Annotated in this window: 19 protein-coding genes; 16 read left to right on the top strand and 3 right to left on the bottom strand. The window is 67.8% G+C overall.

Annotated features, from left to right (window positions below):
• Window positions 1-164 precede the first annotated feature (164 nt).
• The 4 genes from ACPUER_RS19055 (at window position 165) to ACPUER_RS19040 (ending at window position 3,480) form a co-directional block, all read left to right on the top strand.
• Window positions 165-1,133 (top strand): hypothetical protein, encoded by a 969-nt coding sequence (locus tag ACPUER_RS19055; RefSeq protein ID WP_175960801.1) that lies wholly within the window; start codon window positions 165-167, stop codon window positions 1,131-1,133.
• A 249-nt stretch (window positions 1,134-1,382) separates the two neighbouring features.
• Window positions 1,383-2,582, top strand: a complete 1,200-nt coding sequence (locus tag ACPUER_RS19050) for a PLP-dependent aminotransferase family protein (RefSeq protein WP_175960799.1) — start codon at window positions 1,383-1,385, stop codon at window positions 2,580-2,582.
• Window positions 2,583-2,594: 12 nt separating this feature from the next.
• On the top strand, window positions 2,595-2,786 hold the full coding sequence (locus ACPUER_RS19045) for a hypothetical protein (RefSeq protein WP_310130919.1): 192 nt from the start codon (window positions 2,595-2,597) through the stop codon (window positions 2,784-2,786).
• Window positions 2,787-2,883: 97 nt separating this feature from the next.
• On the top strand, window positions 2,884-3,480 hold the full coding sequence (locus tag ACPUER_RS19040; protein WP_310130921.1) for a pyridoxamine 5'-phosphate oxidase family protein: 597 nt from the start codon (window positions 2,884-2,886) through the stop codon (window positions 3,478-3,480).
• Window positions 3,481-3,506: 26 nt separating this feature from the next.
• On the opposite strand, the gene gcvA is transcribed toward ACPUER_RS19040, so the two are convergent.
• The gene (gene gcvA, locus ACPUER_RS19035; RefSeq protein ID WP_425131870.1) at window positions 3,507-4,400 is read right to left on the bottom strand and encodes a transcriptional regulator GcvA; all 894 of its coding nucleotides are present in this window, start codon (window positions 4,398-4,400) and stop codon (window positions 3,507-3,509) included.
• 135 nt (window positions 4,401-4,535) lie between these two features.
• Between gcvA and ACPUER_RS19030 the strand changes: the two genes are divergently transcribed.
• The 12 genes from ACPUER_RS19030 to ACPUER_RS18975 all read left to right on the top strand — a co-directional run bounded on the left by ACPUER_RS19030 (window position 4,536) and on the right by ACPUER_RS18975 (window position 16,958).
• Window positions 4,536-5,240, top strand: a complete 705-nt coding sequence (locus ACPUER_RS19030; protein WP_072442285.1) for an SDR family oxidoreductase — start codon at window positions 4,536-4,538, stop codon at window positions 5,238-5,240.
• Window positions 5,241-5,455: 215 nt separating this feature from the next.
• Window positions 5,456-6,733 (top strand): epoxide hydrolase family protein, encoded by a 1,278-nt coding sequence (locus tag ACPUER_RS19025; protein WP_425131869.1) that lies wholly within the window; start codon window positions 5,456-5,458, stop codon window positions 6,731-6,733.
• 534 nt (window positions 6,734-7,267) lie between these two features.
• Window positions 7,268-8,311 carry an alpha/beta fold hydrolase gene (locus ACPUER_RS19020; RefSeq protein ID WP_111019556.1) on the top strand — a complete coding sequence of 348 codons (1,044 nt, stop codon included), beginning with the start codon at window positions 7,268-7,270 and terminating at the stop codon, window positions 8,309-8,311.
• On the top strand, window positions 8,311-8,847 hold the full coding sequence (locus ACPUER_RS19015; protein ID WP_072442281.1) for a cytochrome P460 family protein: 537 nt from the start codon (window positions 8,311-8,313) through the stop codon (window positions 8,845-8,847). The genes ACPUER_RS19020 and ACPUER_RS19015 overlap by 1 nt, the downstream gene beginning before the upstream one ends.
• Window positions 8,848-9,125: 278 nt before the next feature.
• Window positions 9,126-9,452 carry a DUF4148 domain-containing protein gene (locus ACPUER_RS19010; RefSeq protein WP_310130937.1) on the top strand — a complete coding sequence of 109 codons (327 nt, stop codon included), beginning with the start codon at window positions 9,126-9,128 and terminating at the stop codon, window positions 9,450-9,452.
• An 88-nt stretch (window positions 9,453-9,540) separates the two neighbouring features.
• Window positions 9,541-10,332 carry an alpha/beta fold hydrolase gene (locus tag ACPUER_RS19005; protein ID WP_425131868.1) on the top strand — a complete coding sequence of 264 codons (792 nt, stop codon included), beginning with the start codon at window positions 9,541-9,543 and terminating at the stop codon, window positions 10,330-10,332.
• 74 nt (window positions 10,333-10,406) lie between these two features.
• Window positions 10,407-11,807: an amidase family protein gene (locus ACPUER_RS19000; RefSeq protein WP_425131867.1), complete on the top strand. Its 1,401-nt coding sequence runs from the start codon at window positions 10,407-10,409 to the stop codon at window positions 11,805-11,807.
• Window positions 11,808-12,234: 427 nt separating this feature from the next.
• On the top strand, window positions 12,235-12,705 hold the full coding sequence (locus ACPUER_RS18995) for a rhodanese-like domain-containing protein (protein WP_425131866.1): 471 nt from the start codon (window positions 12,235-12,237) through the stop codon (window positions 12,703-12,705).
• Window positions 12,706-12,733: 28 nt separating this feature from the next.
• Window positions 12,734-13,684, top strand: a complete 951-nt coding sequence (epsC, locus tag ACPUER_RS18990) for a serine O-acetyltransferase EpsC (protein WP_175960782.1) — start codon at window positions 12,734-12,736, stop codon at window positions 13,682-13,684.
• Entirely contained in the window at window positions 13,681-13,902 is a 222-nt protein-coding gene (locus tag ACPUER_RS18985; protein ID WP_011356215.1) for a helix-turn-helix domain-containing protein, read from the top strand. The genes epsC and ACPUER_RS18985 overlap by 4 nt, the downstream gene beginning before the upstream one ends.
• A gap of 136 nt (window positions 13,903-14,038) precedes the next feature.
• Window positions 14,039-14,971, top strand: a complete 933-nt coding sequence (locus ACPUER_RS18980) for a family 2A encapsulin nanocompartment shell protein (RefSeq protein ID WP_006479760.1) — start codon at window positions 14,039-14,041, stop codon at window positions 14,969-14,971.
• A complete protein-coding gene (locus tag ACPUER_RS18975) occupies window positions 14,946-16,958 on the top strand; it encodes a family 2A encapsulin nanocompartment cargo protein cysteine desulfurase (RefSeq protein WP_425131865.1) in 2,013 nt (670 codons plus the stop codon). The genes ACPUER_RS18980 and ACPUER_RS18975 overlap by 26 nt, the downstream gene beginning before the upstream one ends.
• Before the next feature lie 64 nt (window positions 16,959-17,022).
• On the opposite strand, the gene ACPUER_RS18970 is transcribed toward ACPUER_RS18975, so the two are convergent.
• Window positions 17,023-17,916, bottom strand: coding sequence for an acetylglutamate kinase (locus ACPUER_RS18970; RefSeq protein WP_425131864.1), 894 nt, complete (start codon window positions 17,914-17,916; stop codon window positions 17,023-17,025).
• 48 nt (window positions 17,917-17,964) lie between these two features.
• Complete coding sequence (locus tag ACPUER_RS18965; protein WP_425131863.1) at window positions 17,965-18,486, bottom strand: PTS sugar transporter subunit IIA; 522 nt, start codon at window positions 18,484-18,486, stop codon at window positions 17,965-17,967.
• Window positions 18,487-18,506: the final 20 nt, after the last annotated feature.

Below are 18,506 nucleotides of genomic sequence, written 5' to 3'. Positions count from 1 at the left end.
CAAACCCCGTATTTTACTTGGGGGGGATAAGTGTGGGTAGGGGGCCGGCGGGCCTGGTGGGGGTTGGGGGGTGGAAGCGGCGGGCCCCCGCGAGGGGAAGGGCGGGCCCCACGTTTGCGTTTGATCGGCTACGATGACGCGCGACAATGCTAGGGGAGCCAGCGATGACCACATCCGCCATCCCGGCCGTGCGCAAAATTCAACAGCGTATGGGCCAGTTTCGACCGGCAGGCCGGCCGCGTCGGCTCTCCAGCGCGCCGCGTTCGCACCGGGCGGCGACGCTCGCGGCAATCGGCGCATCGCTCGTCGTGGCCGCTTGCAGCTGGACGGCGCACGACGTTCACGCCGACGGAATCGTCTGGCAGGTGGACAACACGACGACGAATCCCGTCGGAAACTGGCAGATGCTCGGCGTACACGATCTGTTGATCCAATGGGTCGTCGTGGACGATACCGCGTTCGTTGCCAATACCCGCATCCATACCGCGGCGCGCCTTCCCGACTGGGAACGCATCGGTCGTGCGCCGTGGGCCAGAAACGTGATCCTGGGCCTGGCCGGCTACCAGGACGAAAAACGCGCACGCACCCACCTGTCGACGCTCGCGGACCAGTCCGCGGAGGTAGCGCGCGTGCATCTGCCGCTGCATGTCACCGGCTACTACTTCCCGGTCGAAATCGATCCGACCTGGCAGGAGGCGCCCAAGCTTGCCGAGATCCTGCAGCGGCTGCCTCGTCCGCTTTGGGTGAGCGTCTACGACCAGACCAACATCGGCGGAAAAGCACTGGCGGACTGGCTCGCAACGTGGCTGCCCGCGGACGTCGGGGTGTTCTTCCAGGACGGCTGCGGCGTCTATGCCCGCGAGCCGCAGGTCGCGCGCACCTACGTCGACGAGCTGGCTTCACGCCTGGGCAAACGGCGCGTGCGGGTCATCGCCGAGGCCTTCCGGCCGGCCGAGCGTGGCGGATTCCGTTCAGCCAGCGCCGAGGAATTGAGCAAGCAGCTCGTGGTTTATCGCGGCTATCCGGTCTATCTGTTCGATGGTCCCCACTATGTGTCGGACGACCTCATGCGCGAACTCAACAACCGGGCGGCCAAGCCGCCCGCGGGCGAGCCCGCCGGGACGGGGCGCTGAGTCTGCTTCACCCCGGCAAACAGGGGCAGGCAAGGGCTGCGCGTGACGAAACAATCGGCCGGACTGGATCGCCGCGACAACCCCATTTGATGACCAAACCGCAAGACCTAGTGCATAGATATCGTTTGCCGCGGCCTTAATGACTATCGACAATCGTGGCTCGAATTCGCCGCCGTGGCGCCAGAAGCGCCCCGGTGGCAGGCGCCTGGCGGCTATCCCGGCCGTCCGCGCCATCCTGCTCACGACGACATGTACGCGTTCACGCCCTCATTCCAGAATCCCGCCGGCTCGCCGATCCGCGAGTTGTTCAAGTACCTGTCCGAACCGGGCATGATTTCGTTCGCGGGCGGTTATCCGGCCAGCGACCTGTTCGACGTCGACGGCCTGAACACGGCCGCCGAACGCGCATACGCGCAGCCCGTCCGCTGCCTGCAATACGGCCCGACCGACGGCCTCGCCGAACTGAAGCAGCAACTGATCGCCTTGATGGGGCGTCGCGGCGTCGCGTGCACGCCGGCCGAACTGCTCGTCACGACCGGCTCGCAGCAGGGCCTCGACCTGCTGCTGCGCGTGATGGTGTCGCCCGGCGACGTCGTGCTGACCGAACAGCCGGCTTACCCGGCGACGCTGCAGGCGCTGCGTCTGCAGCAGGCGCGCATCGTCACGATTCCGGTCGACGGCGACGGCCTCGACGTCGATCGTCTCGCAGCACAACTCGCGTCCGGCGCGATCGTACAGCCGAAGCTGCTCTATACCGTCCCGACCTTCGCGAACCCGACGGGCGCGACGCTCACGCGCGAACGCCGGCTGAAGCTGCTGCGTCTTGCGGCGCAATACCGTTTCCTGATCGTCGAGGACGATCCGTACGGCGACCTGCGCTTCGCGGGCGAAGCCGTGCCGTCGATGCTCGCGCTCGCCGATGAAGTGGACGGCGCACGCGACTGGATCGTGCATTTCGCGAGCCTGTCGAAGATCGTCGCACCGGGGCTGCGCGTGGGCTGGACGATCGCGCCGGCCGAAATCGCGCGGCGCTGCGTGATCGCGAAGCAGACGGTCGATCTGTGCAGCTCGCCATGGACGCAGGCGGCCGCCGCCGAATATCTGGCCGACGGCGCGCTCGAACGCCATCTGCCGCGCATCACGGCCGCGTACCAGCGCAAATGCGACGCGATGTGCGACGCGCTGCGCGACGGTTTCGGCGATGCGATCGAATTCCATCGCCCCGAAGGGGGAATGTTCGTGTGGGCGCGGATCGGCGCGGTGTCGTCGGACGTGCTGCTGCAACAGGCGATCGCAAACAGGATCGTGTTCGTACCCGGCAACGCGTTCTTCGCGGACAACGTCGACGCGGCATCGCTGCGCCTGTCGTTCGCCGCGCCGGACGTCGACGCGATCCGGGAAGGCGTCGCGCGCCTCGTGCGCGCGTATGGTGCGGCGCTGGCCGCGTGAGGAGACATGAACGTGACTATCACCGTCAACGACACCGCATCGATCGGCTTGGCACCACGCGCTGGCGATAACCGCCCGGTTGCGCATCGCTCGTCGCAGATCAGCGCGGGGCCGCAGTATGTGGCCGACGTGCTCGGCCGGTTCGGCGCGGAGCCGGCGACCGATGCCGGCGATGCGGCGCCGGTCGTGCTCGGCTACAACTGAGCGGCACCAAGGCGGCGGCCGCATCGCACGCGAGCCGTGGCCGGAGCAAACGGTTAAGCTTGCGCGATCGAAACACGTCCGATCGCCGCCGCCCGTCATGTCCGACTCGACTTCCGAATCGCTCGCGCAAACGTACGACCGCCTGTGGTCCTGCCTCGAATCCGGCGTCGGCGTGCAGCGCTCGCCGTTCACGATGCTGCAGGCGGCAACGCTGGGCCTCGATGGCGCGCCGAAGGTGCGTACGATCGTGCTGCGCCAGGTGAGCCGCGCCGATCGCGTGCTGTCGTTTCATACCGATGCGCGTTCGCAGAAGGTTGCGGAGCTGCGCCGCGATCCGCGTATCGCGATTGTCGCGAGCGATCTCGATGCGCTCGTGCAGATTCGCGCGGAAGGCGTTGCGTCGATCTGCGACGACGAAGCGCAGCGGCGCGCGATCTGGCAATCGAGCCGTCCGCATACGCTGCTGCTGTATCGCGCACCGTTGCCGCCCGGCACGCCGGTCGAGTCGCCTGAAGCAGCGCATGTCTCGGCGAGGCAAGACACCGCGCCTTCCGGCGACGGCTACGAAAACTTTTGCGTGATCCACATGACGGTAACGCGGATCGATTGGCTCGAACTCGCGCGCGCGGGCCATCGCCGAGCGGTATTCGATCTGCAAGAAAGCGGCTACGAAGGCCGCTGGATCGCCCCCTGATCCGGACGAAGGCCGCTCGAGGCCGCTCAAGGCCGCTCGTCCGCCACCGCCTGCCCGATCATCCAGTCGCGCATCATCACGATCGCATCGTCGTCGCGGCGCTCGGCCGGATACACGAGATAGAACCCCACCGACAGCGGAAACGCGAAATCGAACGGCTTGCACAGTCGGCCTGCTGCGATATCGCGTTCGACCAAAGGATCGGTCGCGAGCGCGATGCCCTGGCCGGCGACGGCCGCATCGATCGCGAGCGACGTCTGGTTGAAGCGCAGCCCCTTGTGCGGATCGATATCGACCGGCTCGGGCATCGCTTCAATGAACTCCGGCCACAGGTCGTGCGCGTCGTGCAGCAGCACGTGGCCGGCGAGTGCGCGCGGCGACGCGGGTGCGGCCAGCAGCGCGGGGCTGCATACGGCGCACACATCGAGCGGGAACAGCGCATGCGCGGCGAGATGCTTGCCGAACGGCGGCTTGCCGTAGCGGATCGCGAGATCGACGCCGTCGTGGCGGAACGTCGCGAGCTGCTGGTCGGCGATCACGCGCACGTCGTAGTCGGGATGCGCGTCGGTGAACTGCGCGAGCCGCGGGATCAGCCACTTCGATGCGAACGACGGCGTCGTGCTGATCGTCAGCGCCGCGCGCCGCTTCACGAGCTTGTCGGTTGCATCGGCGATCGCGTGCAGCGCGCGCTGCACGTCGGAGAAATATGCGGCGCCGTCGTGCGTCAGCGCGAGGCCGCGCGGCAGGCGCTCGAACAGCTTCAGGCCGAGCACGTCCTCGAGGTGGCGCACCTGTTGCGCGACGGCGCCTTGCGTGACGCCGATCTCGTCGGCCGCGGCGCGGAAATTGAGGTGCCGCGCGGACACTTCGAACGCGCGAAGCGCATTCAGCGGCGGCAGGCGGGAAGAGCGGGGCAGCATTGTCAGGATGTAGAAAAACTATCGTCTGGAGGCAGAAATACTGGTTCGACAGTCGTCTGCGATGCGCCTACATTACCACCATGGCGCGCCGAATGGCGGCTGCGCGGCGGCAGGATTCAAGCGAGGGAGCAGATCGTGACTGTAGAAAAAGTGGCGTTGATCACGGCGGCGGGCAAGGGCATGGGCGCGGCGATCGCGCGCGAACTGGCAGCCACGGGCTACCGCGTCGCGCTGATGTCGCCGTCGGGCAGCGCGGTGGCGCTCGGCGAGGAACTGGGCGGGTTCGGCATCCAGGGCTCGGTGACGGAAGAAGCCGATATCGACCGGCTCGTGCAGGAGGCGGTCGCGCGCTACGGCCGGATCGACGCGGTCGTGAACAACACCGGGCATCCGCCGAAGGGCGAGCTGCTGGCGATCACCGACGACAACTGGCACGCAGGGCTCGACCTGATCCTGCTGAACGTCGTGCGCGTGATGCGCCGCGTGACGCCGATCTTCCAGAAACAGGGCGGCGGCGCGGTGGTCAACATCTCGAGCTTCGCGGCGGACGCGCCCGAGCAGCCGATGCCGGTGTCGTCGGCGCTGCGCGCGGCGCTGAGCGCATGGACGCGTCTTTACGCGGAACGCTATGCGGCCGAGAACATCCGGATGAACGCGGTGCTGCCGGGCTTCATCGACAGCTGGCCGGAAACGCCCGAGATCGTCGCGCGCATTCCGGCCGGCCGCTTCGGCAAGACCGGCGAGATCGCGAAGACGGTCGCGTTCCTGCTGTCGGACGGCGCGGGCTACATCACCGGGCAGAACATTCGCGTCGACGGCGCGATCGTCAACGCGCTCTGAGCATCGTACCGGCGAGCGGCGAGCGGCGAGCGGCGCGCGGGCCGCTCGCTCGCCGCGCAGCGGCTACAAACGCGTACAAATCAGACAACTCCCGGATACATCAGACCTTTCAAATGGGCGACGCCGCGTGACCAGGGCGCGCCGGATTGAAAGCCAGGGCGCGAGCGAGTGCGCGGCATGTTCACTTTCCACTTCACGAAAGGAGATGCCGAACGATGTCTTCCACACCGTTTTCCCCGATGCGTCGCCACCTGCTGGCCACTTCCGTGGCCGCCGGGGTATCGGCGATGCTACCCACCGCGCTGCATGCCGCGACCGGCGGCAGCGGCATACGCCCGTTCACCGCGCACATTCCCGACGAAGCCGTGGCCGACCTGCGCCGCCGCATTGCGGCGACGCGCTGGCCGGGCCGCGAGACCGTCGCCGACGAATCGCAGGGCGTGCGGCTCGCGCGCATGCAGGCGCTGCTGCGCTACTGGGGCACCGACTACGACTGGCGCAAGGGCGAGGCGCGCCTGAACGGTTTCCCGATGTTCATCACGGAAATCGACGGGCTCGACATTCATTTCATCCACGTGCGCTCGCGGCACGCGAACGCGATGCCGATGATCATGACGCACGGCTGGCCCGGTTCGATCTTCGAGCTGCTGAAGGCGATCGGCCCGCTGACCGACCCGACCGCGCACGGCGCGAGCGCGGACGACGCGTTTCACGTCGTCGTGCCGTCGTTGCCGGGCTTCGGTTTTTCGGGCCGGCCGACGCAGACGGGATGGGGTTCCGACCACATTGCGCGCGCGTGGGGCGAACTGATGGCGCGGCTCGGCTATACGCGCTTCGTGTCGCAGGGCGGCGACTGCGGCTCGGTGATCTCGCACCGGATGGCGATGCAGCGCGTACAGGGTCTGGCCGGGATCCACGTGAACATGCCGGCGACCGTACCGCCGGATATCGCCGCGCTGCTCGCGACCGATTCGCCCGCGCCGGCTTCGCTGTCGCCGAAGGAGAAGGCTGCGTACGAGAAGCTCGCGACGTTCTATCGCGACAACTGCGGCTACTCGGCGATGATGGTCACGCGTCCGCAGACGGTCGGTTATGCGCTCGCCGATTCGCCGTCCGGTCAGGCCGCGTGGATGTACGACAAGATCTCGCAGTGGACGTACAGCGGCGGCGTGCCCGAACGCTCGATCCCGCGCGACGAGATTCTCGACGACATTTCGTTGTACTGGCTGACGAACACCGCGACGTCGGCCGCGCAGATCTACTGGGAGGATCACTCGAACAACTTCAACGCGGTGGATATCTCGCTGCCGGCGGCGATCACGGTGTTTCCGGGCGAGATCTACCAGGCGCCGCGCAGCTGGGCCGAGCGCAGTTATCGCAACCTGATCTACTTCAACGAAGTCGACAAGGGTGGGCATTTCGCGGCATGGGAGGAGCCGGAACTGTTTGCTCGCGAAGTGCGTGCCGGGTTCCGGCCGTTGCGTCGCGGGTAAGGGTGGTTTGAGCGGCGAACGCGGGCTGGCCGATGGCGGCCCGCGTTCGCTTCTACGCAACCGCGCTCAGCGGCTGCGCGAACCGTTTGTCCGCCGGATACGCGACATTGAATGGCAATACGCGGACGGACGACAGGCCAGTGCGCCGAGACGGTCGAGCGCCGCGAGCACCCACATGCATTTCAGCCTTGTCCGGCTGACGATCACGACGGATTGAGCGTTCATGGGCTACCCGTCGCGGTGCTCAGCCCGCCCGCGATCGCCAGGCTGTTCTGACGCACGGGCGCACGGGGGGCGCGTGTGTCGCGGGGCCGGCCGCAAGCATCGTTTCCCGAGCTATTTTTGAATCGCTGTGTGTCGTGTTCGCACACAGATACGTTGGGATACAAAGCATCCGGATGGTTCGGATATAAAACCGGTGAAGCGTTTCACACGGCGGCGCAGCGCGATGCGCAGCCGCTGCGAACGGTGATACCCGCATGCCCGCACGTGCCGCGGGCCCCTTCCTTGACGATCGACAATGGAGAACGAATCATGCCTGATACCGTGAACACCCGCCGCCGCCTGATCCTGGGTACGACGCTGGCGAGCCTGAGCCTCGCCGACCTCGGGTTCGGCAACCTGGCGCGCGCGCAGTCGGCGCCCGACGCATCGACTGCGAAGCGCGCGGCCGGCGTTGCGTCGCTCGGCACGATCCACCAGATCGACGCGGGCGTGCTCAACGTCGGGTATGCGGACCTTGGGCCGAAGAAGGGCCCGGTCGTGTTCCTGCTGCACGGCTGGCCGTACGACATCTACAGCTACGCGGAAGTCGCGCCGCTGCTGGTCGCAGCCGGCTATCGCGTGATCGTGCCGTACCTGCGCGGCTACGGGTCGACGACGTTCCGCTCGGCCGACACGGTGCGCAACGGCCAGCAGGCGGTGACGGCCGTCGACATCGTCGCGCTGATGGATGCGCTGAAGATCGACCGCGCGGTGTTCGGCGGCTACGACTGGGGCGCGCGCACGGCCGACATCATCGCGGCGCTGTGGCCGCAGCGCGTGAAGGCGCTGGTGTCGGTGAGCGGCTACCTGATCGGCAGCCAGGAGGCGAACCGCAAGCCGCTGCCGCCGCAGGCCGAATTCCAGTGGTGGTATCAGTTCTATTTCACGACCGAGCGCGGCGAGCTCGGCTACGCGGCGAACCGCGACGCGTTCAACAAGCTGATCTGGCAACTCGCGTCGCCGAAGTGGCAGTTCTCCGACGAAACCTATGCGCGCTCGGCCGCATCGTTCCAGAACCCCGACCACGTGGCCGTCGTGATCCATAACTATCGCTGGCGCCTCGGGCTCGCGAAGGGCGAAGCGCAATACGACGACATCGAGCGGCGTCTCGCCGCCGGGCCCGCGATTACCGTGCCGACGATCACGATGGAAGGCGACGCGAACGGCGCGCCGCATCCGGACCCGGCCGCGTACGCGAAGAAATTCACGGGCAAGTACCAGCACCGGACGATCAACGGCGGCATCGGCCACAACCTGCCGCAGGAAGCGCCGCAGGCGTTTGCCGACGCGATCCTGCAAGTGGAGCATCTGTGATGCGGGCTCGCAGTGGCATCCGGCGTCGCGGCATGGGCCGCGCGCTCGTCGCGGGCGCGTTGCTGGCCGGCTCGCTGTCGGCGAGCGGCCCGGCCGCGTTCGCGGAACAGCCGAAACCTGCCGCGTCGCCGATCTACGGCGTGACGATTCCGCCCGGCTACCGGAAGTGGGAAATGGTCGCGCCGGCCGAAGAGGCCGCGCCGCTCGACGAGCTGCGCGTGGTGCTCGGCAACCCCGTCGCGATCCGCGCGCTCGAACAGGCGACGCTGCCGTTTCCGGACGGCACGATCCTGGTGAAGCTCGCATACAAGCGCAAGCAGTCCGACGAGTTCGCGCCGGCGACGGTGCCGGGCCAGGCGACGACCGTGCAGGTGATGGTGAAGGACTCGCGTCGTTATGCGTCGACGGGCGGCTGGGGTTTCGGGCGCTTCATCAACGGTGTGCCGGCCGATATCGGCCAGCACCAGACGTGTTTCGCGTGTCACCAGGCGCTTGTGAAGAATCACGACTACGTGTTCACGCGGCTCGCGCCGTGACGTGACGCGAAGCGACGGGTTTGACGGAAAGGCGTGCCGTGCGAGGCACGCCTTTTTTTGTAGTGCGTGTGTGTCGGGGACCACTTCGGCAGGCGGGTTTGTATCGCACTGTATCTGCGGCCGTTCCGGAAAAAATGGCATGCACAAAGCACCGGTTTCGGAAACATGCCGGATACGTGGGCGGGTTCTACTGTCGACATGCAGGAAACGTTCGATGCCAGACGTTCGCATCGGATGCCAAGTGATCGACACCCCAACTTCCGTCAAGGAGAACACTCATGAAAGCCGCCCGAATCCTCGCTGTTGCTGTCCTCGCCGCCGTCCCCGCCTTGTCGTTCGCCGATACCGGCCATGGCCTGTCGCGTGCCGACGTGCGCGCCGAACTCGTCCGGCTCGAGCAGGCCGGCTACAACCCGGCACGCAGCGAACCGCATTACCCGGACGATGTTGCCGCCGCGCTGCAGGTCGTGCGTTCCGACCAGAACGGCCCGTCGAAGTCGCAGGGCGACAACGTGGCCGATGCGTCGACGCCCGCCAACCATCGCGACGCGGCACCGGCGCGCTCCGCGCGGAACGCCGCCGACGACCTGTACGCACATTCGTGATCCGTTGCCGCGCCTGCCGCATGCAGGCGCGGCCGCTACCGCAGCACTTCACTTCATGTAACAACACAACAGAGAAAGGAGCATGACGATGGCCGGTTCGATGAAACGGGTTCTGGTATCCGCCGCGGTGATCGGCGGACTGTTCGGTGCGGTCGCGGCGCAGGCCGCGCCGAAGGACGACCTGAAGGGCACGAACGTCGTGCTCGTGCACGGCGCGTTCGCCGACGGGTCGAGCTGGAACCGCGTGATTCCGCTGCTCGAGGCGCGCGGGCTGCACGTGGTGTCGGTGCAGAATCCGCTGAGCTCGCTTGCCGACGATGCGGCCGCGACGAAGCGCACGATTGACGAGCAGAAGGGGCCGGTCGTGCTGGTCGGCCATTCGTGGGCCGGCGTCGTGATCAGCGATGCGGGCAACGACGACAAGGTGAAGTCGCTCGTCTACGTCGCGGCATTCGCGCCCGACAACGGCCAGTCGATCGCCGACGTCACGCAGGGGCTGCCTGCACCGGCATGGGCCGGTGAATTGCGCAAGGACGCGGGCGGCTTCACGCGGCTGTCGGACAAGGCGATCGCGCAGGATTTCGCGCCGGACCTGCCGCCCGCGCAGCAACGCATCGTTGCGGCGACCCAGGGGCCGTGGTATGGCGGTTGCATCTCGGAGAAGGTCGCGCAGGCCGCGTGGCATGCGAAGCCGTCGTCGTTCGTCGTCGCGACGCAGGACCGGATGATCGATCCGAAGCTGCAGGAAGCAATGGCGAAGCGGATCGGCGCGACGGTCACGCGCGTGAACGGCAGCCATGTCGCGATGCTGAGCCAGCCGAAGGCCGTGGCCGACGCGATCATCGCGGCCGCGGAACGTGCAAAGCACGACGCACAGTAAGCGGATGAGGCGCCACGTTATCGTTGAAGCGTGGCGCCGCGAGCGATTGTGATGTCCTTCCACAAGGAGAAGTGATGACGCATCTCTGGCAACTGTCGGCAACCGAGCTCGCGAAACTTGTGCGGCAGCGCGAAGTGTCCGCGCGCGAAGTGGCGGATGCGGTGCTCGATCGTCTCGACGCGGTGAATCCGGCGATCGACGCGGTGATCGAACACCGGCCCGACGATGTGCGACGGCAGGCCGACGAAGTCGACCGAGCGATCGCACGCGGCGACGACCCGGGCCCGCTCGCGGGCGTGCCCGTGACCGTGAAGATCAACATCGATCAGGCGGATTTCGCGACGACCAACGGCACGCGCCTGCAGGAGAACCTGATCGCGCGCACCGACAGCCCGGTAGTCGGCAACATCAGAAAAGCCGGCGCGATCCTGCTCGGCCGCACCAATTCGCCGACGTTCGCGTTGCGCTGGTTCACGTCGAATCTTGTACACGGCCATACGCGCAATCCGCGCAATCCGTCGCTGACGCCGGGCGGGTCGAGTGGCGGCGCGGCAGCGGCCGTTGCCGCCGGGATCGGCCCGCTCGCACTCGGCACCGACATCGGCGGTTCGGTCCGTTACCCGGCCTATGCGTGCGGCGTACACGGAATCCGGCCATCGCTCGGGCGTGTGCCGGCGTTCAACGCATCGTCGCCCGAACGTTCGATCGGCGCGCAACTGATGTCATCGGCGGGGCCGATCGCACGCACGATCGATGATCTCGCGCTCGCGCTGCGTGCGTTCGCCGCGTCGGATCCGCGCGATCCGTGGCACGTGCAGGTGCCGTTCGACGGGCGCGAAGTATCGAAGCGCGCGGCGCTGTGCGTGCGTCCGGGCGGCTTGCAGGTCGTGCCCGAAGTCGAGGCCGCGTTGCGCGACGCCGCGCGCCGGCTCGTCGATGCGGGCTGGACCGTCGAGGAAATCGACGATACGCCGCCGATGCGCGAGGCCGCGCTGTTGCAGGAACAGCTTTGGCTTGGCGACGGTTTCGATGCATTGTCGAGCGCTGCCGCGAACGACGGCGATCCGGGCGCGGCCGCGGTGATCGCCGCGGTGCGCGGCAAGGTGCGCGACCTGCCGGCCGACGTGATCAGCCGCGCGCTCGTCCGGCGCACCACGCTGACGCGGCAGTGGCGGCTGTTTCTCGACGAGTATGCGGTCGTGCTGCTGCCTGTTTCGTCGGAACTGCCGTTCCCCGACGATCTCGACCGGCAGGGGCCGGACGGGTTCGAGCGTGTGTGGGAGGCGCAGCTCACGCTGCGTGCGCTGCCCGCGATGGGGCTGCCGGGGCTGGCGGTGACGACGGCGCTCGTGAATGGCGTGCCGGTAGGCGTGCAGGTGGTCGCCGCGCATCATCGCGAGGATCTGTGTTTGCTCGCGGGGCGCGACATCGAAGCGCGTGGCGTGCCGGTCGCGCCGGTCGATCCGGTGCAGTGATGGATTGACGGGCAGGCGAGCGCATCGGCGATGCCGTCCGGCATCACGCCGATGCGTGTCGCTCGCCGGTTGCCTTTCTTCGAATCATCCTGGCATGCGCAACGACGCATGCGCTCCATTTCGGATTCCATGACAACGCGGTGCACGCCGCGTTGCTGGTCTCCCGCCATTCCCTTCAAAGTCCTTCGATGCACGACATCGAACGGTCATCGTTCCGCATTTCCCGACCGCAAGCGAGCCCGAGCCGATAGCGCGCGTCTGCTATTGCATTTCGCGCGGCGCTGATTAGGAAATGAATTTTTATTGGTTCTGCTTCCAGATACGCACTCGCATAGTGGCGCTGACGGCTATAGACAGCACGCAAGCTGCAACGGCCGCATTCCCGGTGTTTTTTGATCATACGAATCTGCGAAAACAAGGAAGTGTCATGACGGTTGCATTGGAACAACGAACCGCTGCACAGCAGGCGCTCGAAGACGCCCGCGCGGCGGCCGCGGCGGCCGGCACGCCCTACGCGGGCGGCGTCGCGCCGCAGGCCGCGTGGGCGCTGTTCTCGGCCGGCGACGCGTTGCTGGTGGACGTGCGCACCGCCGAAGAACGGAAATTCGTCGGCCACGTGCCGGAGTCGCTGCATGTGCCGTGGGCGACCGGCACGAGCCTGACGCGCAACCCGCGCTTCGTGCGCGAACTGGAAGCGAAGACCGGCAAGGACGCGGTGGTGCTGCTCCTGTGCCGCAGCGGCAACCGGTCCGCGCAGGCGGCCGAGGCCGCGACGAAGGGCGGCTTCACGCAGGTATTCAACGTGCTCGAAGGGTTCGAAGGCGACCTCGACGAAGGGCGGCATCGCGGCGGCAGCAACGGCTGGCGCTTTCGCGGCCTGCCGTGGGCGCAGGACTGATTCACGGCCGACAAGGGGAGAAGTCAGCATGGCCGCATTCGACATCGACGATATCGTTCAATCGCTGCAGACCGTCCGCCGCGCGTGGCGCGAGAAGCAGCGTCGCTCGCTCGAGCCGGGCGGGCGCGACCTGCCGGCGCGCGAGGCGCTCGCGCAGATCGTCGGCGCGCTGAAGGGCGTGCTGTTCCCGATGCGGCTCGGGCCGCCCGACCTGCGCCAGGAGAGCGAGAACTTCCATGTGGCCCATGCGCTCGACGCGGCGCTGAACGCGCTGCTCGCGCAGGTAACGCTCGAATTGCGCTACGCGGCGCGGCAGCGCAACGCCGACGGGCCGATCGACAACGTCGACGCGGTAGCGTCGACGGCCGTGCAGGCGTTCGCCGCGCGGCTGCCCGAGATTCGCCGGCTGCTCGACAGCGACGTGCTCGCTGCATTTCACGGCGATCCGGCGGCCGGCAGCGTCGACGAAGTGCTGCTGTGCTACCCGGGCATCCTCGCGATGATTCACCACCGGCTCGCGCACGAGCTATACGGGCTCGGCCTGCCGCTGCTCGCACGGATCATCGCCGAGCAGGCGCATGCGGAAACGGGCATCGACATTCATCCGGGCGCGCGCATCGGCGCGGGTTTCTTCATCGACCACGGCACGGGTGTCGTGATCGGCGAGACGGCAATCATCGGCGAGCGCGTACGCGTGTACCAGGCCGTCACGCTCGGCGCGAAGCGCTTTCCGCGCGATGCGGCCGGCCATCTGGAGAAAGGGCTTGCACGCCATCCGATCGTGGAGGACGACGTGGTGATCTATGCGGGCGCGACGATCCTCGGCCGCGTGACGATCGGGCGCGGCGCGGTGATCGGCGGCAACGTGTGGCTCACGCAGGACGTGCCGGCAGGCGCGAACGTTACGCAGGCCGTGCTGCGCAGCGAAGCGAACGCCGCGCCGCGCGCGGCGGCGCGTGTCGCCTGGGAGGCGCGATGAGCGACCTCATCCATCACTTCGGCGCCAACGTGCGCAAGCTGCGCGAAGCGCGCACGTGGTCGCAGGAGCAGCTTGCCGAGCACGCGGGGCTGAACCGCTCGTATGTCGGCGAGATCGAGCGCGGCGAGGCGATCGCGTCGATCGTCACGGCCGACAAGATCGCGCGCGCGTTCGACGTGTCGATCTCGACGCTGCTGCCGGGCGCGTACGTCACCTGAGGCCGCCCCGTTTCGTTTCCCTTTCGGTTGCACGACATGACGGCTATAGCATGTTGAGCCGGCAGGGGCGTGCTTCCGATAATCCCCTCGCGTCATAAGCAATCCCGTTTTTCATCTTAAGAACCCGGAGCCACACATGTCGACCGTTGCAAGCGGCACGGCCGCGCTGAGCGATCACGCCGCCCGCCAACTAGCGAACGCTACCAAGACCGTCCCCCAGCTTTCCACGATCACGCCGCGCTGGCTGACCCATCTGCTGCAGTGGGTGCCGGTCGAGGCCGGCATCTACCGCTTGAACCAGGTGAAGAACCCGGAAGCCGTGCGTGCCGCATGCACGCAGCTCGAGGACGAAAGCGTGCTGCCGCAGACCTTCGTGCCTTACGAGGAGCAACCGCGCGAATACTTCCTGAACGCGGTGAGCACGGTGCTCGATGTGCATACGCGGATCTCCGATCTTTACAGCAGTCCTCACGACCAGATCAAGGAACAGCTGCGCCTGACGATCGAGACGATCAAGGAGCTGCAGGAGAGCCAGCTGATCAACAACCCCGACTACGGGCTGCTGGCGAACGTGACCGACGAACAGCGAATCTTCCCGCTGACGGGCGCGCCGACGCCGGACGATCTCGACGAGCTGCTGACCAAGGTGTGGAAGGAGCCCGCGTTCTTCCTCACGCACCCGCTCGCGATCGCCGCGTTCGGCCGCGAATGCACGCGGCGCGGCGTGCCGCCGCCGACGGTCAGCCTGTTCGGCTCGCAGTTCCTCACGTGGCGCGGCATTCCGTTGATCCCGTCGGACAAGGTGCCGGTCGCGGACGGCAAGACCAAGATCCTGCTGCTGCGCGTCGGCGACAAGCGGCAGGGCGTCGTCGGCCTCTATCAGCCGGGCGTCGCGGGCGAGCAGGGGCCGGGCCTGTCGGTGCGCTTCATGGGGATCAACAACCAGGCGATCGCGTCGTACCTGATCTCGCTGTATTGCTCGCTCGCGGTCCATTCGCCGGATGCGCTGGCTGTCCTCGATGACGTCGAAATCGCCAAGTTCCATGACTATCCCGACACCTACCGTTAATCCCGGCCTGGCCGGCGGCGACGCGCACGCGCTGCCGCACGCGCCGCTGCCGGCAGGCTTGCCCGATCCCGCGACACTGGCGCGGCTTGCGTCCGAGTTCTTCTCGACGCCGCCCGGGCAGGCCACCGCGCCCGGGCTGTCGGCGGGCAGCGGTGCGGTCGGCGGCGTGCCGTCGGCATTGCCGGCCGCCGCGCCGATCCTCGCGTCGGTGAGCAACCCGGCGCCGGCCGGCTCGCCGCTCGCGGGGCCGGGCGGCACCGGCACCGGCGTGCCGGGTTTCGCGTTGCCGCAGGGCAAGGCGCCCGGCACGAACCTCGCGCCGTCCGCACCGACGCACGTATTGTCGCTCGGCAATCGCGTGCCCGCGCTCGCGCCGCATGCGGCCGCGCAGAACGGGCTGCCCGACGCCGTCGTGTCGATCGCGCCCGCGCTCGAGCCGCGCATCGGCGGCGCGGCGCTCGGCGTGCCGCAGGGCAATGCGGCGGCGTCGGAAGGCGCGGTGAAGGCAGCGCCGGCTGCGTCGCCGTACTACTTCACCGACGGTTCGCTGCAGGGCTGGCAGGCGACGCCGCAGGACATCGTCGTGCCGTCGAACGGCCTCGCGTCGCCGGAAGCGTTCGGGCTGCCGGGCGACGCTGCGCTGTGCGACCTGCTCGCCGTGCATCGCGACGTGCCGGTGTCGCGCGCATCGGGCGCGGACGTGCCGCGCTACTTCATCGACGATACGCATACGGTCGAGCCGCACGGCAACCTGCATCGCGGCGCGCACCCGCCGTTCGACGTGAACGCGATCCGCCGCGATTTCCCGATCCTGCAGGAGCGCGTGAACGGCAAGCAGTTGATCTGGTTCGACAACGCGGCGACGACGCACAAGCCGCAGGCCGTCATCGACCGCCTCGCGTATTTCTACGCGCACGAGAACTCGAACATCCACCGCGCCGCGCATGCGCTGGCCGGTCGCGCGACGGATGCTTACGAGCATGCGCGGGACACCGTGCGGCGTTTCATCGGCGCGTCGTCGCCCGACGGGATCGTGTTCGTGCGCGGCACGACCGAGGCGATCAACCTGATCGCGAAGACGTGGGGCGTGCAGAACGTCGGCGAAGGCGACGAGATCGTCGTGTCGCATCTCGAGCATCACGCGAACATCGTGCCGTGGCAGCAGCTTGCCGCGCAAAAGGGCGCGAAGCTCCGCGTGATTCCGGTCGACGATTCGGGGCAGGTGCTGCTCGACGAATACCGGAAGCTACTCAACGACCGCACGAAGATCGTGTCCGTCACGCAGGTGTCGAATGCGCTCGGCACGGTCGTGCCGGTGAAGGAGATCGTCGAGCTCGCGCATCGCGCGGGTGCGAAGGCGCTCGTCGACGGTGCGCAGTCGATCTCGCACATGCGCGTCGACGTGCAGGCGCTCGATGCGGATTTCTTCGTGTTCTCCGGACACAAGATCTACGGGCCGACCGGGATCGGCGTCGTGTACGGCAAGCGCGCGATCCTCGACGACATGCCGCCGTGGCAGGGCGGCGGCAACATGATCGCGGACGTCACGTTCGAGCGTACGGTGTTCCAGCCGCCGCCGAACCGCTTCGAGGCCGGCACCGGCAACATCGCGGATGCGGTCGGGCTCGGCGCGGCGCTCGACTACGTGAACCGTGTCGGCATCGAGAACATCGCTCGCTACGAGCACGACCTGCTCGCGTATGCGACGAGCGTGCTCGCGCCGGTGCCGGGCGTGCGGCTCGTCGGCACCGCGCGCGACAAGGCGAGCGTGCTGTCGTTCGTGCTGACGGGCTATGAGACCGAGGAAGTCGGGCAGGCGCTGAACGAAGAGGGCATCGCGGTGCGCTCGGGGCATCACTGCGCGCAGCCGATCCTGCGGCGTTTCGGGCTCGAGGCAACGGTGCGGCCTTCGCTCGCGTTCTACAACACGTGCGACGAGGTCGATGCGCTCGTTCGTGTGGTGCGGCGTCTCGCGACACGGCGCTGACCGCTGACGTCGTTCGCTTGCGGCGGCCCTCGTGGGTTGCCGCAAGCGATTTCCTGCTACCCGATCAGAAACGCACGACCTGCTTCTGCTCGACGCTGAAGCCGTCGCGCAGCACGCACGCGGAATCGGCGAAGTAGCGGCGCGTTTCCGACAGCAGGTCGGTATTGCCGCGACGGCAGAACACCACGCCGGACCCTTCCTCGGTCAGCAGTTCGTCGATCAGCGATTCGGGTTGCCCGATATCGGCGAGATGGACGTTCTGCACGCCGTGCGCGAGCGCATCGAGCGCCTCCCGTACGCAGGGCGCCGCATCGGCTGCCGGATGCTCGGCGAGCCATTGCTCGAGTTCCGTGATGCCGTACAGCCCCGCGAGTTCGCCGAGTTCGCGCAGCAGCGCGCTTTCGACCATCATCACCAGCGTGACGGCGCCGGTGCGCTGCGCGAAGAGGCTGCCGATGCGTTCGGGGCGCAGCAGGCGATCCTGGCCTGCGTCGTCCGGCGCGACGGGCATCACGACGGGCACCAGCCCGTTCCCGAGAAACGCGTTCAACGCGGTGCCGTCGAATTGCGCGACCGGGCTCGTGTTCGCGCGATCGGATTCGACGCCGGCAACCAGCAGGCCGCCGTCGTGGCCGTCGATGCCGATCGCCTTGACGCCGTGGCTGCCGATCGCGCGCGCCAGTTCGTGGTTGATGTCGGCCATCGCGGCGCGTGCGGCCTGGACGGACTGCGCGCCGGACGCGGCCGGCCCGCCCTGGACGACGACCGGACGAACGCCGGTGAGCGCGAGCAGCGCGACATCCTGCGCGAATGCCTGGCGAGCGTGCGTATCGCTCGCGGCGCCGCCATCGACGATGACGACGGTCTGCCCGTGCAGGGCCTGCATGAACGGCAGCAAGCGAGCCAAGCCGGCCACGCGCCGTGACGCAAGAGCGGGACTTTCAGGGTCTGGGAACATGGGAATTCGAAATAATGAGGGAAGTGCCTGTCGCCGCACGACGCGGCGTCAGTGCGTGCGTTGCATGAGCCGGTGAATCTCGCCGGGCGTCAGCGCGTCGCGCGACGCCTGCCGGAACGGGCGTTCGCTGAAGCACCGCGCGGCGTCGGCGAGCAGTTCGAGGTGCGCACGGTCGTCCTCTTTCGGCAGGACCAGCACGATGAATTCGCGCACGGGCTTGCGGTCAGGCGCATTGAACGCGAACGGGGCCAGCGCGCGAACGAACAGCGCGACGGCCGAGCCGAGCCCGTCGACACGCGCATGCGGAATCGCGACGCCCTGGCCGAGGCCGGTCGAACCGAGCCGTTCGCGCTTCGCCAGTTCGGTCCGGATCCGTTCCGCGGAAACCCCGCTGCTGCGCGCGACGTATCGTGCAGCGAGGTCGAACAACTGGATCGCGCTTTCGACCGGCACGTCGAGCAGGATGTTGTCCGGCGGACAGGCATCCGCCAGCCGGGTCGCGAGCGGCAAGCCGCCGCGTCGATGGGGAAGGTCGGGTTGGCCGCCGACGGCGGCCTGCTGCGTTTGCATGCGGATTTCTCCGTGTCGTG

The organism is Burkholderia sp. DN3021, from assembly GCF_049805555.1.
GTDB classification, from domain to species: domain Bacteria; phylum Pseudomonadota; class Gammaproteobacteria; order Burkholderiales; family Burkholderiaceae; genus Burkholderia; species Burkholderia pyrrocinia_C.
Note: the sequence above shows the minus strand (reverse complement) of the source record. Positions and strands in the feature narration are given on the sequence as shown.